Below are 12,959 nucleotides of genomic sequence, written 5' to 3'. Positions count from 1 at the left end.
GGGGTCAGCGCAGGCCCAGCACGTCGAACATGTCGTACAGCCCGCTGGTCTTGTCGGCCAGGAAGCGCACGGCGCGCAGACTGCCCTGGGCGTAGCCGGCGCGGTTGCTCGATTTGTGGGAAATTTCGATGCGTTCGCCGGTGCCCGCGAACAGGACAGTGTGGTCGCCCACGATGTCGCCGCCGCGGATGGTCGCGAACCCGATGGAGGACGGGTCGCGCTCGCCGGTCACACCCTCGCGGGCGTAGACGGCGCAATCCTTGAGGTCGCGGCCCATGGCCTGGGCGATGACCTCTCCCATCTTGAGCGCCGTGCCGCTGGGCGCGTCGATCTTGTGACGGTGGTGGGCTTCGATGATCTCGATGTCGTACCCGGTGGACATGGCCCGCGCTGCCATGTCCAGCAGCTTGAGGGTGACGTTCACGCCGACGCTCATGTTGGGGGCCATGACGATGGCGATGGACTTCGACGCTTCGGCGATCTCGGCTTTCTGGGCGTCGCTGAAGCCGGTGGTGCCGATCACCAGGTTGACCCCTTGCTTCACGCATTCGCGCAGGTGGGCCAGGGTGCCTTCGGGGCGGGTGAAATCGATCAGGAAGCGGCTGCCGGCCAGGCCGGCGGCCAGATCGGCGGTGATGGCCACGCCCGTGGGCTGGCCGCCGAAGGCGCCTGCGTCCTGGCCGATGGCGGGGCTGGCGGGGATGTCGAGCGCGCCGCTGAGCTGGCAGTCGCCGCTGGCGCGTATTGCATCGACGAGCATCTGGCCCATGCGGCCGCTGGCCCCGGCGACACACACGCGCAGGGGCTGGAAGTCGGCTGCGCTCATCGGGTGGCTCCGGCTTCGAGGGGCGGGTAGGTGGCACCGGCCGGCGCACCGGCTGGCGCCGTGTCGGCTTCCGGGGTGGCTTGCGGGTTGCGCTCGCGGAACGACTTGAGCTGTTCGGGCGTGGCCTCCAGCGCTGGCGGCTTGTCAATCTTGCGGCGGTTGTCGATCGAGGCCACGAATTCGATCTCGCTGGGCAGTTCGTCGCCTTCGAAGCGGGCGACGAGGTCGTTGTCGAAGAACACGGTGAAGCGCCGCTGCAGCACCTTCTGGCCTTGGCGCTGAAGCGTGAACACGTAGTCCCAGCGGTTGCCGTGGAAGACGCTGGCCAGCAGCGGGGTGCCGAGGATTTCAGCGACCTGCGTGCGGGTCATGCCCGCGCGCAGCATCTGGGACTGCTCGCGCGTGACCACGTTGCCCTGGACGATCTCGATCTTGTAGGGGGCGAGCGAGCTGCCCAGGCTGGAAGGGGTGCTGGAACAGGCGCTCAGCAGGCCCGCCGCGACGGCGGCCAGCAGAAGCGGGGAACGGGGTGTCAGAAGACGTAGCAGCATGGGCAGGACAGATCCATCGAGGCCATCGGGGTCGACTTGCCGCTGACCCGCCGCGCCAAGGGTATCTGCCATGGGGCGGGCAAGGGCGATATCATCGGGCCATTGTAGCCGGGGGGTGCCGTGGCGCTCCGATGGGTTTTTCCCTTCTACCGCCGGTGTTTTGCAGCCGTCCCCCGCGCCGAGCCATATCCATGTCGAACATCGAAGAACTCAAGAGCACGGGCCTCAAGGCCACCTTGCCCCGCCTGAAGATCCTGGAGATCTTCCAGACGGCCCGGCAGCGCCACATGACCGCCGAAGACGTCTTTCGCGTCCTGCTGGAGGACCACTCGGACATCGGGCTGGCCACGGTGTACCGGGTGCTCATGCAGTTCGAGCAAGCCGGCCTGCTGATTCGCAGCAACTTCGAATCGGGCAAGGCGGTCTACGAACTCAATGAAGGGCAGCACCATGACCACCTGGTGTGCCTGGACTGCGGCCGGGTGGAGGAGTTTTTTGATCCGGAGATCGAAAAGCGCCAGCAGATGGTGGCCAAGGCCCGCGGCTTCGCGCTCCAGGAGCACGCGCTGTCGCTCTATGCGCATTGCACCAAAGGCGATTGCCCGCACCGTGGTCATCCCGTGAACCGGTAAGCCGGACACGCTGCGCTGCAACAGCAGCGCGGTTGGAAGTTCAGCCTTCGCGCGACATGGCCGCGCGGTGGCGCGCCACAAATTCCTGGTAGGTGTCGATCCCGCGCAGTTGCAGGATGGTGTTGCGCACGGCCGCTTCGACCAGCACGGCGATGTTGCGGCCGGCCACCACCTGGATCACCGCCTTGCGCACCGGCACACCCAGCACGTCCTGGTACAACGGCTCGTGAGGCATGCGCTCGTAGTCGCGCTCCATGGTTTCCTTGCGCACCAGGTGCACGATCAGCTGCAGGCGCATTTTGCGGCGCACAGCGGTCTCGCCAAAGATGGCCTTGATGTCGAGCAGGCCGATTCCGCGCACTTCCAGCAGGTTCTGCAGCAGCTCGGGGCAGCGGCCTTCGATGCTGGTCTGGTTGATGCGGTAGAGGTCGACCGCATCGTCGGCCACAAGGCCATGGCCGCGCGAGATCAGTTCGAGGCCAAGCTCGCTCTTGCCCAGCCCCGATTCGCCCGTGATCATGACACCCATGCCGAGGATGTCCATGAACACGCCGTGCATGGTGGCGCGGTCGGCGAAGTGGCGCGACAGGTAAGCCCGCAGGACATCGATCACGAAGGCCGCCGGTTCGGGCGTGGCGAACATCGGGATCTGGGCGCGCTCGCACATCGCGCGCACGCCCTCCGGCACAGGCTGGTTGTCGGCCACCACCAGCACCGGTGGCTCCAGGGTGACGATGCGGGCGATGCGGCGCCGGTTGTCGTCTTCGCTGGTACTGCTGAGGTAGGCCACCTCGCGTTCGCCGAGCACCTGCACGCGGTAGGGATGGATGTAGTTCAGGTAGCCCACCAGATCGGCGCCGGAGCGGGCCTGGCTGATGGCGGCGTCGTCGAACTGGCGTTCGGATGCGCCAAGCCCGGCGACCCACTGCCACTTGAGGGTGTCGCGGTGGTCCTCGAAGAGGACATCGGCGCTGACGACCGTGGCCTTCATCGGGCTTTGCAGTGGGCTGTCGCCGGAGGGGGTGCCGCGCCCAGGCGCAGGCGGGCTTTCATCACGCCGGTGCGTGGGCCGATTGCCAGCCGTTGATCAGGCCATGCAGGGCCAGGGCTTCGTCGGCATTCTTCATCTTGTCGCGCAGGCCGCTGTCGCTGAGCAGCTCGGCAATTTCAGAGAGGATTTCCAGGTGCTTCTGGGTGGCGGCTTCGGGCACGAGCAGGAAAATCATCAGTTGCACCGGCTGTTCGTCCGGGGCATCGAAGCCGATGGGGTTGGCCAGTTGGAAGACCGCGGCCAGCGGCTGCTTCAAACCCTTGATGCGGCCATGGGGAATGGCCACGCCATGGCCCAGCCCGGTGGAGCCCAGGCGCTCGCGGGCGAACAGACTGTCGGTAATGAGGGCGCGGTTGAGGCCGTGCAGGGTTTCAAACAACAGGCCCGCTTCTTCGAAAGCGCGCTTCTTGCTGGTGGCATCTACACGGACCAGCACCTGCGCGGCGGGCAATATGGCAGAAAGTCGGTTCATCGGGGAGGCCTTTCGGACCGCAAATTATGCCCAGTTGGGTCCGATTGACTAGACGTTGCCTACAAAAAAGCCGCTTGACATTTCAAGCGGCTTGTTGCATCGCAACATGCGGGTGGCTTCAGCACACCCGCCAGGGCAGGGGTTTCACATCAGGCGTTTGGCCGTGTCGTGGTGATGGTCCTGCGCCTTGTCTTTGTAGCGCAGGACCTGGCGGTCCAGCTTGTCGGCCAACTCGTCCACAGCGGCATACAGATCGGCATGGGCACTCTCGGCGAACAGGTCCTTGCCCTTGACGTGGATGTTGCACTCGGCCTTTTGCCGGAGGTCTTTCTCCTTGAGGTTGTCCACCGTCAGCAGCACCTTGATGTCGACCACCTGGTCGAAGTGCCGGGAGATGCGTTCGAGCTTGGATGTGACGTAGCCGCGCAGGGCCGGCGTGACTTCCAGGTGGTGACCGCTGATCGTCAGGTTCATATGAAGAGCCTCCTTATGCTCCGGGTTGACACAAACCGCCGGGCTGTTCTGGCAACCCGACGGTCACGGGTAGCCGTTGGGATCACTATGCCCAAGAAGGCGCGGGCGTGCAACCCTGCATTGCAACAAGCTGCAAGCCACCGGCTGCGGCCTTGACGTGGCGCAAGGCCGGGCACGCCAGCGCCGTGGCGGATCAGCGGGCGGACTGGGCGCCGTGCAGACGCAGCCGGCGGGCGAGCAGCACGGAGCCCAGGCTGGCGGCAACGCCCACCAGCCCGGCCCAGCCGTAGTGTTCGAGATGGCCGCTGGCGTCGCGGCTGATGATCCAGCCGCCCAGGAACGAGGCCACGCCCATGGCGGCCGACTGCACCGCCGCGTTGAGCACGAGAAAGGTGCCGCGCTGCTGCGGCGCGGGTGCCGACGTGATGAGGGCCATGCCGGGGATCATGCGGCCGTTCATGCAGACGAAGAAGCCAGTGGACACCAGCAGGACTGCCCACAGCGGTGCGGGGGGGATCAGGGTGGTGACCATCAGCGGGAGCGTGACGGCACAGCCCATGAAGGTGAAGGTGCGGACCTTGCCGAGCCGGTCGGTGAGCCGGCCGAAAAACCGCGCCGTGATCAGGGTGGCGATGCCCCCACAGAGGTAGACGTAGGGGATCTGGGTGTCCGTCATGCCCAGGTTGGCCTGCATGTAGAGGGTGATGAAGGGGATCACTGTGAACCCGGTGAACATGAGCAGGGCCGAGAAGGCGAAGGCCAACAGGTGGTCGCGGTGGACGAGCACCCGGCCGATGCCGCGCCACACGGAATGCGTGCGCGGGGCATCGAGGTGGGTACGCAGGCGGGGCAGGGTGAGCCAGGCACCGAGCCCCAGCACCGCACTGAACAGCGCGATGGCGACGAAGGTCAGCTGCCAACCCCAGAGGCTGGCAATGAACAGGCCGATGGGAACACCTGCCACGGTGGCGACGGAGAAGGACGACATGACAATGCCCATGGCGCGACCGCGACGCTCGAACGGCACCACGTCGGCCACGATGGTCTGCGAGAGGGCCGAGAGCACGCCGCCGAACAGGCCGGCTGCCACGCGCGCCATCATCAGAAAACCGTAGCTGGTCGCGAGTCCGCAGGCCAGGGTGGCGATGGCAAACAGGCCGTACAGCCACAGCAGCAGGTGCTTGCGGTCGAAACGGTCGACATAGGTGGCAGCGGCCAGGCCGGAGGCCCCGGCCGACAGCGTGTAGGCCGATACCAGCAACCCGAACTGTGCATCGCTGATGCCGAACAGCCGCGTGAACTGCGGCCCGAGCGGCATCATGATCATGAAGTCCAGGATGTGCGTGAACTGGATGCCGGCGATGGTCAGCAACAGCCAGCGTTCCCGCCGGGGGGAGAAAAATGGGGTCATGAAGCGGGTCAGGAAAAAAGCCCGGCCCGCGCCGAGCACCCACGCTCAGGTGGGTGTGGGCTCCTGGGGAACGGGCAGGGTATCGACGTGCAGCGTTTGGGTCGGCAGCGCCACGCGCGCACCGTGGCGCTCGATGATGTGGCCAATGGCCAGCAGCCATTCGTGCTTCAGGGACTGGAACTCGGCCCAGACACGCTGCAGCGTGAAAGCATAGATCATGATGTCCAGCGAACTGGTGCCGAACCGGTTGAAGTTGACGATCAGCAGTTCCCGGGTATCGATGGCGGGGTGCTGGCTCAGGTAGCGGCGAATTTCGGTGACGATCGCGTCGACCTGGGCCAGGTCGTCGTAGCGCACGCCGATGGTTTCGGTGAAGCGCCGGTGGGTCATGCGCGAAGGGTTCTCCACCACGATGTTGGTGAAGACCGAGTTGGGCACGTAGATCGGGTTCTTGTTGAAGGCGCGGATGCGGGTGTGGCGCCAACTGATGTATTCGACCGTGCCTTCCAGGCTCTTGTCGGGCGATCGGATCCAGTCGCCGACGCTGAACGGGCGGTCCAGGTAGATGGTCAGGCCGCCGAAAAAATTGGCCAGGATGTCGCGTGCGGCCAGGCCGACCGCGATGCCACCCACGCCCCCCAGAGCCAGCAGGCCACCGATCTGGAAACCCAGGGTCTGGGCCACCGTGATGGTGGCCACGACGACGACGATCAGGCGGGCCAGCTTGCTCAGAGCCAGGGCGGTGGTCAGGTCGAAGGCGGGATCCTGCGCCTGGCCGCGTGCGATGGTGTGTTCGGACGCGCGACCGATGAACTGCCAGAAGAACCAGGCCACCGTGAGCACGATGCCGATGTTGCGGGCCAGCCCGATGGTGGGGCTGAAGTCGGGCTCGGGCCAGTGGCGCTGCAGGGCGGTCGCGGCCCAGGTCAGGGCCACGATCCAGATCAGCAACTGCATGGGCCGGCGAGCGGATTCAACCAGGGCTTCGTCCCAGACGGTTTCGGAGCGCCGGGTCCAGCGGAGCAACTGGTTGAAAAGGACGCGGGTGACCTGGCTCACGACCAGGGCCATCAGGAGCACGGCCAGGGTGATGGCCAGCCAGATATCGACGTTGAGAAGGTGGGCGAGGCGTTCTTGGATGGGGGTCATTCGATCGGGAAAGGCTCGGGAACGTGACGGTGCGGGCGCTTACTGGAACGCCACTTCGGCAAAGCTGCGCAGCTTGCGGCTGTGCAACTGGTCGACCCCGCCCTGGCGCAGAAGTTCGATCGCGCGGATGCCGATGCGCAGGTGCTGGTCCACGCGCTCGCGGTAGAAGTGGTTGGCCATGCCGGGCAGCTTGATCTCGCCATGCAGCGGCTTGTCGCTCACGCACAGCAGGGTGCCGTAGGGAACGCGGAAGCGGAAACCGTTGGCGGCGATGGTGGCGCTCTCCATGTCGAGAGCCACCGCCCGGCTCTGGCTGAAGCGGCGTTGCGGCGTGCTGGGCACGTTGCGCGTGGGCAGCAGTTCCCAGTTGCGGTTGTCGGTGCTGGCCACGGTGCCGGTGCGCATGATGCGCTTGAGTTCGGACGGGGGCATGCCGGTCACGTCGGCCACGGCGGTTTCCAGCGCCACCTGGATCTCGGCCAGCGCCGGGATCGGCACCCACAGGGGCAGTTCTTCGTCGAGCACGTGGTCTTCGCGCACGTACGCGTGTGCCAGCACGTAGTCGCCCAGTTGCTGGCCATTGCGCAACCCGGCGCAGTGGCCGAGCATGAGCCAGGCGTGCGGGCGCAGCACGGCGATGTGGTCGGTGATGGTCTTGGCGTTGGCGGGGCCCACACCGATGTTGACCATGGTGAGGCCGCTGCGGTCGGCGCGCAGCAGGTGGTAGGCCGGCATCTGGGGCAGGCGCGGCAAGGCCTTGCCCAGCGCGTCGATGGCCTCGGCGCCCAGGCCGGTGCGGCGCGTGATCAGGTTGCCGGGCTCCACGAAGGCGATGTAGTCGCTCGCCGGGTCGGCCATCTCGGCATGGCCCAGGCGGATGAATTCGTCGATGTAGAACTGGTAGTTGGTGAACAGCACGAAGTTCTGGAACCACTCGGGCGCGGTGCCGGTGTAGTGGCGCAGGCGCTGCAGCGAGTAGTCGACGCGCGCGCCGGTGAACAGGGCCAGTGGCAGGGGTTCGCCGGGCGCGGGTTCGTGCGTGCCGTTGGCGATGCCATCGTCCATCACCGCCAGGTCGGGCAGGTCGAACACGTCGCGCATCAGGGCGCGCCGCGCGGCATCCATCTCGCCTTCGACGTGGTCGTGTTCGGCAAACGAGAAGTGGATGGGGATCGGCTGGGCGCTGATGCCCACTTCGAGCCGGCCGCCATGGTTGGCCATGAGCAGCCGGAACTGCTCCAGGTAATAGTCGGCAAACAGGTCGGGGCGGGTCAGCGTGGTTTCGTATCGGCCCGGCCCGGCCACGAAGCCATAGCTCAGGCGGTTGTGCAGGCCCGCCTCCTGGCGCGAGACGCTGTGCGAGTGCAGGCGCACGAAGGGGTAGCAGGCGCGCACGCGCTGGCCCTCGAAGGGCCGGCCGGCGACGAACTCCCGCAGCGCCGCGCGCAGGAAGTCGATGCTCTGGTCGTACAGCCGCTGCGCCTGGGCCAGTGCGGCAGCGGGGTCTTCGAAGAACTGGGGCGCGGTGAATTCGGGTGTCTGGTGCATGGGCTTATTGTCGTGTGGGTGGTGTCTGCACGGGCTCGCCCGGCGCGCGGGGCAGTTTCCAGAAAGCCAGGCCGCCGAGCACCAGCATCAGGCTCATGGTGGCCAGGGCGGCGGAGAGCGGATCGAGGCCAGCCGCGGGTGCCAGCGTCGCGGCCAGGCCGCTGAGCCACTGCATGAGCGAGATGCCAAGAAACATCGCCATGGTGAACAGCGACAGGGCCCGCCCGCGTGCCGCGGCCGGGTAGGCGCCGTGCACGTAGCCGTATTGCAGCAGTCCATAACCGGACAGCAGGCCATAGACGATGGGCAGCGCCACGTCCAGCCAGAGGCTGTGGGTCAGGGCCATGCCCATCAGCAGCGTGGCCGCCGCGAGCGAAAAACCGATGAGCCAGTGCACACGCCGCTCGCCGCCGGGGTCGATGCGGCCGAACACGGCCGGGCTGAGCATGCTGCCCAGCGTCACCAGCAGGGCGACGTTGCCGCTCTGTACCAGCGTCAGGCCGTGCCGTTCGATCAGCACCGGGCCCAGCCACAGGCCGCGCAGCGTGATGAAGCCGGCGTACGCGACCGCCGCGTAAAGCACCAGGCCGGCCGTGTGCGGCAGCCGGAACAGGTCAAGCAGCCCGCCGAAGGCCTGCTTCAGCTGGGGGCGTGCAACCGGCGCCTGTACGGAGTGCGCGCCGAGCGAGCGCTCGCGCACGCGCCAGAAGATGGCCAGCCAGGCGGCGATGCCCAGCAGCGCCAGCACCCCGAACGACCAGCGCCAGGACGAGATTTCGATCATGGCGGCCAGTGGGGTGGCGGTCAGCAGCACCCCGAGGCCGCTCAGGCTCATGATCAGCCCGGAGGTGGGCGTGAACCGCTCGGGGCCGAAGTGGCGCGCAATGAACACCGTGCACACCAGGAAGGCGGGCGAGCAGCCGGTGCCGATGAGCACCTGGCCCAGCAGCAGGACCTGAAAGCCGGGAGCCAGGGCAGACACCACGGCACCCAGGATGGCCACGGGGAAGGCGGCCAGGATGGTGCGGCGCACGCCGAAGACGTCGATGGTCACCCCGAACACCAGTTGCATGATGCCGAAGGAGAAGTGGAAGGCTGCGGCCCACAGCCCCAGTTGCTGGTTGGACAGCGCCAGTTCCTGCGCCAGCGGCGGGCCCATGATGGCCGCGACCGTGCGGAAGGCCTGGCTCAGGGTGAAGGCGCTGGTCAGGGCCAGCAACATCGGCCAGACCAGCCGGGAGGGAGAGGACGGGAGATTCATGCGGGATGGCCCGGGCCATGTCGGCCCTGTTGGGAACCCCGATTTTGCGGGTGTTCCCGCGGTCTTGCCGGGCCTTGGCCGATACTCCATCTCCTGCCCCGCCGGTCCTCACAGAAAAATGCGCTCATCGTCCCCCGCCAGCACTGCGGTGCTGCCCGACAGCCCGGCCCATGCCCGGCCCGACTCCCGTTCCGATTGGGCCACGCTGGCCCGGCTGCTGCCCTACCTGTGGGGCTACAAGTGGCGCGTGATGGCCGCCCTGGCGTTCATGGTCGCGGCCAAGGCGGCCAACGTGGGGGTGCCGCTGCTGCTCAAGGAACTGGTCGATGCCATGAGCATCGCGCCCGGCAGCGCCCAGGCTTTGCTGGTGGTGCCCGTGGGGTTGTTGGTGGCCTATGGGCTGCTGAGGCTGTCCACCAGCGTGTTCACCGAGCTGCGCGAACTGGTGTTTGCCAAGGCGACCGAGGGGGCCACGCGCAGCATCGCCCTGCAGGTGTTCGGCCACCTGCACGCGTTGTCGCTGCGCTTCCATCTGGAGCGCCAGACCGGTGGCATGACGCGCGACATCGAGCGCGGTACCCGCGGCGTGCAGCAGCTCATCTCGTACTCGCTCTACAGCATCTTCCCCACCTTGATCGAGGTGGTGCTGGTGCTCACGCTGCTGGGCACGAAGTTCGACATGGGCTACGTGTGGATCACGCTCGCGGCCTTGGTGGTGTACGTGGGTTTCACGGTGTCGGTGACGGAGTGGCGCACCCGTTTCCGCCGTGAAATGAACGAGCTGGAGTCGCGCAGCCAGACTCGGGCCATCGACTCGCTGCTGAACTACGAGACCGTCAAGTACTTCAACAACGAGGCCTTCGAGGCCCGCCGCTACGACGAGGCGCTGGAACGCCTGCGCAAGGCCCGCCTGAAGAGCCAGACCACGTTGTCGATGCTCAATGCCGGGCAGCAGATGATGATCGCCGTGGCGCTGGTGGCCATGCTCTGGCGCGCCACACAGGGGGTGGCCGCCGGCCACATGACGCTGGGGGACCTGGTCATGATCAATGCGTTCATGATCCAGCTGTACATCCCGCTGAATTTCCTGGGTGTGCTGTACCGGGAAATCAAGCAGAGCCTGACCGATCTGGACAAGATGTTCACGCTGCTGGAAAAGGAGCGCGAGATTGCCGACGCGCCGGACGCGCGGCCGTTGCGCCTCGACGGGCCGCCGGCGGTGCGTTTTGACCAGGTGCGCTTCGGCTACGAAGCCGGGCGCGAGATCCTGCACGGCATCAGCTTCGAAATCCCGGCCGGCGAGACGGTGGCGGTGGTCGGTCCCTCGGGGTCGGGCAAGTCGACGCTGGCGCGGCTGCTGTACCGCTTTTATGACATCGACGCCGGCACCATCGCCCTGGCCGGGCAGGACATCCGGCAGGTGACGCAGGCCAGTCTGCGTCAGGCCATCGGCATCGTGCCGCAGGACACGGTGCTGTTCAACGACACGATCGAATACAACATCCTCTACGGTCGCCCGGATGCCGGGCACGACGCGGCGGTGGCGGCGGCGAAGGCCGCGCACATCCACACCTTCATCGACAGGCTGCCGCAGGGGTATGGCAGCATGGTCGGCGAGCGGGGACTCAAGCTGTCGGGCGGGGAAAAGCAGCGCGTGGCCATTGCCCGCACCCTGCTCAAGAACCCGCCGGTGCTGATTTTTGACGAGGCCACCTCGGCGCTGGACTCGGCCAACGAGCGGGCCATCCAGGCGGAGCTGCAGCGCGTGGCGCAGGGCAAGACGGCGCTGGTGATCGCGCACCGGCTGTCCACGGTGGTGGACGCGCACCAGATCCTGGTGCTGGAGCATGGCCACATCGTGGAACGTGGCACGCACCCGCAACTGCTGGCGCTGGGCGGCGTGTATGCGGGCATGTGGGCACTGCAGCAGAGCGGTCGCGATGCGACAACCGCCGCCTCCCCGGAGCCCCTGCCCGCGGCGGCTCAGCCGTCGAGCCCGGCCTGAACGGCTTCCAGGTAGAGCCGCTCCATCGCGTCGACGGGCGGCAGTGTCGCCGCCCGCTCGCGCAGGCGGCGGGCTTCCGCTTCGGCGGCGGTGCCGTCGAGCATGACCAGGCCCTGTGCGCATTCGTGCAGCGTGACGGGGGATTCGGGTTGCAGGGCCAGAGCCTGGCTGTAGTGCAGACGGCCCAGCGATTTGCGCGCGCCGTGTGTCATGCCGCCGATCAGCTCGCCGACCTTGTCAATCACTTCGGCGTGAAAGTTCGCCAGCGCCAGGTGGGCGTCGGCATGGGCGGGCGCCAGCGCGACCGTGCGCTCCAGGCTGCTGCGCACGCGACCGCCCAGGCCCCGGGCCAGCGCTTTGGCCACGCTCACGCCCTGGCTGTAGCGCCCCAGGGCATGGCCCTGCCAGTACCAGCCGGCCGGCTGCTGCGGCGCCAATTCCTGCTGGCGGCGGGCTCGCTCGGCAACGTCGAGCAGCATGGCCAGCCGGCGGGGCTCGCTGGGCTCGACATAGATGGCCTGCATGCAGGTGGCCTTGTGCGACAGCGACAGACCGGGCGTCCCCAGCGCCAGGCCGGCGCGCGCGGCGGCCTCGAAACGGCCCTGGTGGTAGAGCACCCAGGCTTGCAACAGGGCGGGGTCATCGGGCAGGGGCTCGGCGTCGCCGCCGTGCAGGCGCGGCCACAGCCGCACCACGTCGTCGGCTTCGAGCGCGGTGCGCGCGTGGGCAGGGCAGGCTGGCCAGGATTCGGAGACGGTGGCTTCCATCAGGCGGTTTCCTCCCGTTCGGTCGACGCGGTTGCAGGGCGGTAGGCGTCGGCCAGTTGGCGCAGGTGTTGGCGCTGCGCGGGTTCGAGGTAGGGGGTGAGCTGGTGCAGCACGTGCCAGGCCCCGCGCCACAGGGCCTGCCCGGCGTGTTCGGGCTCCAGTGCTTGTCGGGGAGCGCGCACGAATTCAAAGCTCAGCCAGTAGGTGAGCAGCACCACCATGCTGTCGGCGGTCGGGGCCACCTCGCGGCTGTCCATGTCGACCGCGCCGTGCAGGCCCAGGTGCGTGAGCATGCCGCGCAGGGCACGGGTCTTGTGGGCAATGACGCCCTGCAGACGGGTTTCCAGCAGGCGGTTGCGCGACAGCAGGTCGTTGAGGTCGCGGTACAGGAAGCGATGCTCCCAGAGGGTCTCGAACAGCGTGTGCAGGAAGAACCAAGCGCCTTCCACGTCACGCACGCCGCCCGCCGCGTCGAGCACCGGCGTCAGCGCCTGCTCATACCGCTCGAACAGGGCGTTGACCAGTTCGTCCTTGGCCGGGTAGTGGTAATACAGGTTGCCGGGGCTGATGCCCAGTTCGTTGGCGATCAGCGTGGTGGAAACATTGGGCTCGCCGAAGCGGTTGAACAGGACCAGCGTGGTTTCCAGAATGCGCTCGGCTGTTCGGCGAGGGGCTTTTCTGGGCATGGCTTGTCTCCGCAGTCTCCATGGTGGCCGGTCGGCGACGTGCTGGCACGCCGGGCGCTGGCCAATGGGTTGGGGTGCGCCATCGTGGGCACCTCTTGCGGATCAGTGTAGACCACTGGGACGCGC

The 12,959-nt window shown here is 67.3% G+C and carries 13 protein-coding genes; 2 read left to right on the top strand and 11 right to left on the bottom strand.

The genetic code is table 11. The annotated features are described in order from the left end of the window. Positions 1–4: 4 nt before the first annotated feature. Positions 5–826: a 4-hydroxy-tetrahydrodipicolinate reductase gene (gene dapB / locus L0977_RS06430; protein ID WP_234264024.1), complete on the bottom strand. Its 822-nt coding sequence runs from the start codon at positions 824–826 to the stop codon at positions 5–7. Beyond that, on the bottom strand, positions 823–1,377 hold the full coding sequence (locus L0977_RS06425) for an outer membrane protein assembly factor BamE (protein ID WP_234264023.1): 555 nt from the start codon (positions 1,375–1,377) through the stop codon (positions 823–825). Before L0977_RS06425 ends, dapB begins: the two co-directional genes overlap by 4 nt. Before the next feature lie 191 nt (positions 1,378–1,568). Between L0977_RS06425 and fur the strand changes: the two genes are divergently transcribed. Then, positions 1,569–2,009 carry a ferric iron uptake transcriptional regulator gene (gene fur / locus L0977_RS06420; protein WP_234264022.1) on the top strand — a complete coding sequence of 147 codons (441 nt, stop codon included), beginning with the start codon at positions 1,569–1,571 and terminating at the stop codon, positions 2,007–2,009. A gap of 40 nt (positions 2,010–2,049) precedes the next feature. Here fur and hprK read toward each other — a convergent pair whose 3' ends face one another. The 7 genes from hprK to L0977_RS06385 all read right to left on the bottom strand — a co-directional run bounded on the left by hprK (position 2,050) and on the right by L0977_RS06385 (position 9,375). Then, entirely contained in the window at positions 2,050–3,000 is a 951-nt protein-coding gene (gene hprK, locus L0977_RS06415) for an HPr(Ser) kinase/phosphatase (protein WP_234264021.1), read from the bottom strand. 61 nt (positions 3,001–3,061) lie between these two features. Next, positions 3,062–3,532 carry a PTS sugar transporter subunit IIA gene (locus L0977_RS06410; protein WP_234264020.1) on the bottom strand — a complete coding sequence of 157 codons (471 nt, stop codon included), beginning with the start codon at positions 3,530–3,532 and terminating at the stop codon, positions 3,062–3,064. Between the two features lie 144 nt (positions 3,533–3,676). Then, a complete protein-coding gene (gene hpf / locus L0977_RS06405; RefSeq protein ID WP_234264019.1) occupies positions 3,677–4,006 on the bottom strand; it encodes a ribosome hibernation-promoting factor, HPF/YfiA family in 330 nt (109 codons plus the stop codon). A gap of 193 nt (positions 4,007–4,199) precedes the next feature. Then, positions 4,200–5,417 (bottom strand): MFS transporter, encoded by a 1,218-nt coding sequence (locus L0977_RS06400; RefSeq protein WP_234264018.1) that lies wholly within the window; start codon positions 5,415–5,417, stop codon positions 4,200–4,202. A gap of 45 nt (positions 5,418–5,462) precedes the next feature. Further along, a complete protein-coding gene (locus tag L0977_RS06395; protein WP_234264017.1) occupies positions 5,463–6,566 on the bottom strand; it encodes a mechanosensitive ion channel family protein in 1,104 nt (367 codons plus the stop codon). A 39-nt stretch (positions 6,567–6,605) separates the two neighbouring features. Next, complete coding sequence (locus L0977_RS06390) at positions 6,606–8,114, bottom strand: AMP nucleosidase (protein ID WP_234264016.1); 1,509 nt, start codon at positions 8,112–8,114, stop codon at positions 6,606–6,608. 4 nt (positions 8,115–8,118) lie between these two features. After that, positions 8,119–9,375 carry an MFS transporter gene (locus L0977_RS06385; RefSeq protein WP_234264015.1) on the bottom strand — a complete coding sequence of 419 codons (1,257 nt, stop codon included), beginning with the start codon at positions 9,373–9,375 and terminating at the stop codon, positions 8,119–8,121. Between the two features lie 118 nt (positions 9,376–9,493). Between L0977_RS06385 and L0977_RS06380 the strand changes: the two genes are divergently transcribed. Further along, positions 9,494–11,380 (top strand): ABCB family ABC transporter ATP-binding protein/permease, encoded by a 1,887-nt coding sequence (locus L0977_RS06380; RefSeq protein ID WP_234264014.1) that lies wholly within the window; start codon positions 9,494–9,496, stop codon positions 11,378–11,380. Here the strand turns inward: L0977_RS06380 and L0977_RS06375 are convergent. Then, a complete protein-coding gene (locus L0977_RS06375) occupies positions 11,359–12,147 on the bottom strand; it encodes a hypothetical protein (protein ID WP_234264013.1) in 789 nt (262 codons plus the stop codon). The two genes, L0977_RS06380 and L0977_RS06375, sit on opposite strands and share 22 nt — an antisense overlap. Further along, a complete protein-coding gene (locus tag L0977_RS06370; protein ID WP_234264012.1) occupies positions 12,147–12,833 on the bottom strand; it encodes a TetR/AcrR family transcriptional regulator in 687 nt (228 codons plus the stop codon). Before L0977_RS06370 ends, L0977_RS06375 begins: the two co-directional genes overlap by 1 nt. Positions 12,834–12,959: the final 126 nt, after the last annotated feature.

This window comes from Hydrogenophaga sp. NFH-34 (genome assembly GCF_021401345.1).
GTDB classification, from domain to species: Bacteria; Pseudomonadota; Gammaproteobacteria; order Burkholderiales; family Burkholderiaceae_C; genus Hydrogenophaga; species Hydrogenophaga electricum.
Note: the sequence above shows the minus strand (reverse complement) of the source record. Positions and strands in the feature narration are given on the sequence as shown.

Bases quoted from the DNA above. Each gene is read 5' to 3' on its own strand.
- dapB (WP_234264024.1), bottom strand. From the start codon at position 826: ATGAGCGCAGCCGACTTCCAGCCCCTGCGCGTGTGTGTCGCCGGGGCC.
- hprK (WP_234264021.1), bottom strand. From the start codon at position 3,000: ATGAAGGCCACGGTCGTCAGCGCCGATGTCCTCTTCGAGGACCACCGC.
- L0977_RS06410 (WP_234264020.1), bottom strand. From the start codon at position 3,532: ATGAACCGACTTTCTGCCATATTGCCCGCCGCGCAGGTGCTGGTCCGT.
- L0977_RS06385 (WP_234264015.1), bottom strand. From the start codon at position 9,375: ATGAATCTCCCGTCCTCTCCCTCCCGGCTGGTCTGGCCGATGTTGCTG.
- L0977_RS06370 (WP_234264012.1), bottom strand. From the start codon at position 12,833: ATGCCCAGAAAAGCCCCTCGCCGAACAGCCGAGCGCATTCTGGAAACC.
- L0977_RS06390 (WP_234264016.1), bottom strand. From the start codon at position 8,114: ATGCACCAGACACCCGAATTCACCGCGCCCCAGTTCTTCGAAGACCCC.
- L0977_RS06425 (WP_234264023.1), bottom strand. From the start codon at position 1,377: ATGCTGCTACGTCTTCTGACACCCCGTTCCCCGCTTCTGCTGGCCGCC.
- L0977_RS06380 (WP_234264014.1), top strand. From the start codon at position 9,494: ATGCGCTCATCGTCCCCCGCCAGCACTGCGGTGCTGCCCGACAGCCCG.
- L0977_RS06400 (WP_234264018.1), bottom strand. From the start codon at position 5,417: ATGACCCCATTTTTCTCCCCCCGGCGGGAACGCTGGCTGTTGCTGACC.
- L0977_RS06395 (WP_234264017.1), bottom strand. From the start codon at position 6,566: ATGACCCCCATCCAAGAACGCCTCGCCCACCTTCTCAACGTCGATATC.
- L0977_RS06375 (WP_234264013.1), bottom strand. From the start codon at position 12,147: ATGGAAGCCACCGTCTCCGAATCCTGGCCAGCCTGCCCTGCCCACGCG.
- hpf (WP_234264019.1), bottom strand. From the start codon at position 4,006: ATGAACCTGACGATCAGCGGTCACCACCTGGAAGTCACGCCGGCCCTG.
- fur (WP_234264022.1), top strand. From the start codon at position 1,569: ATGTCGAACATCGAAGAACTCAAGAGCACGGGCCTCAAGGCCACCTTG.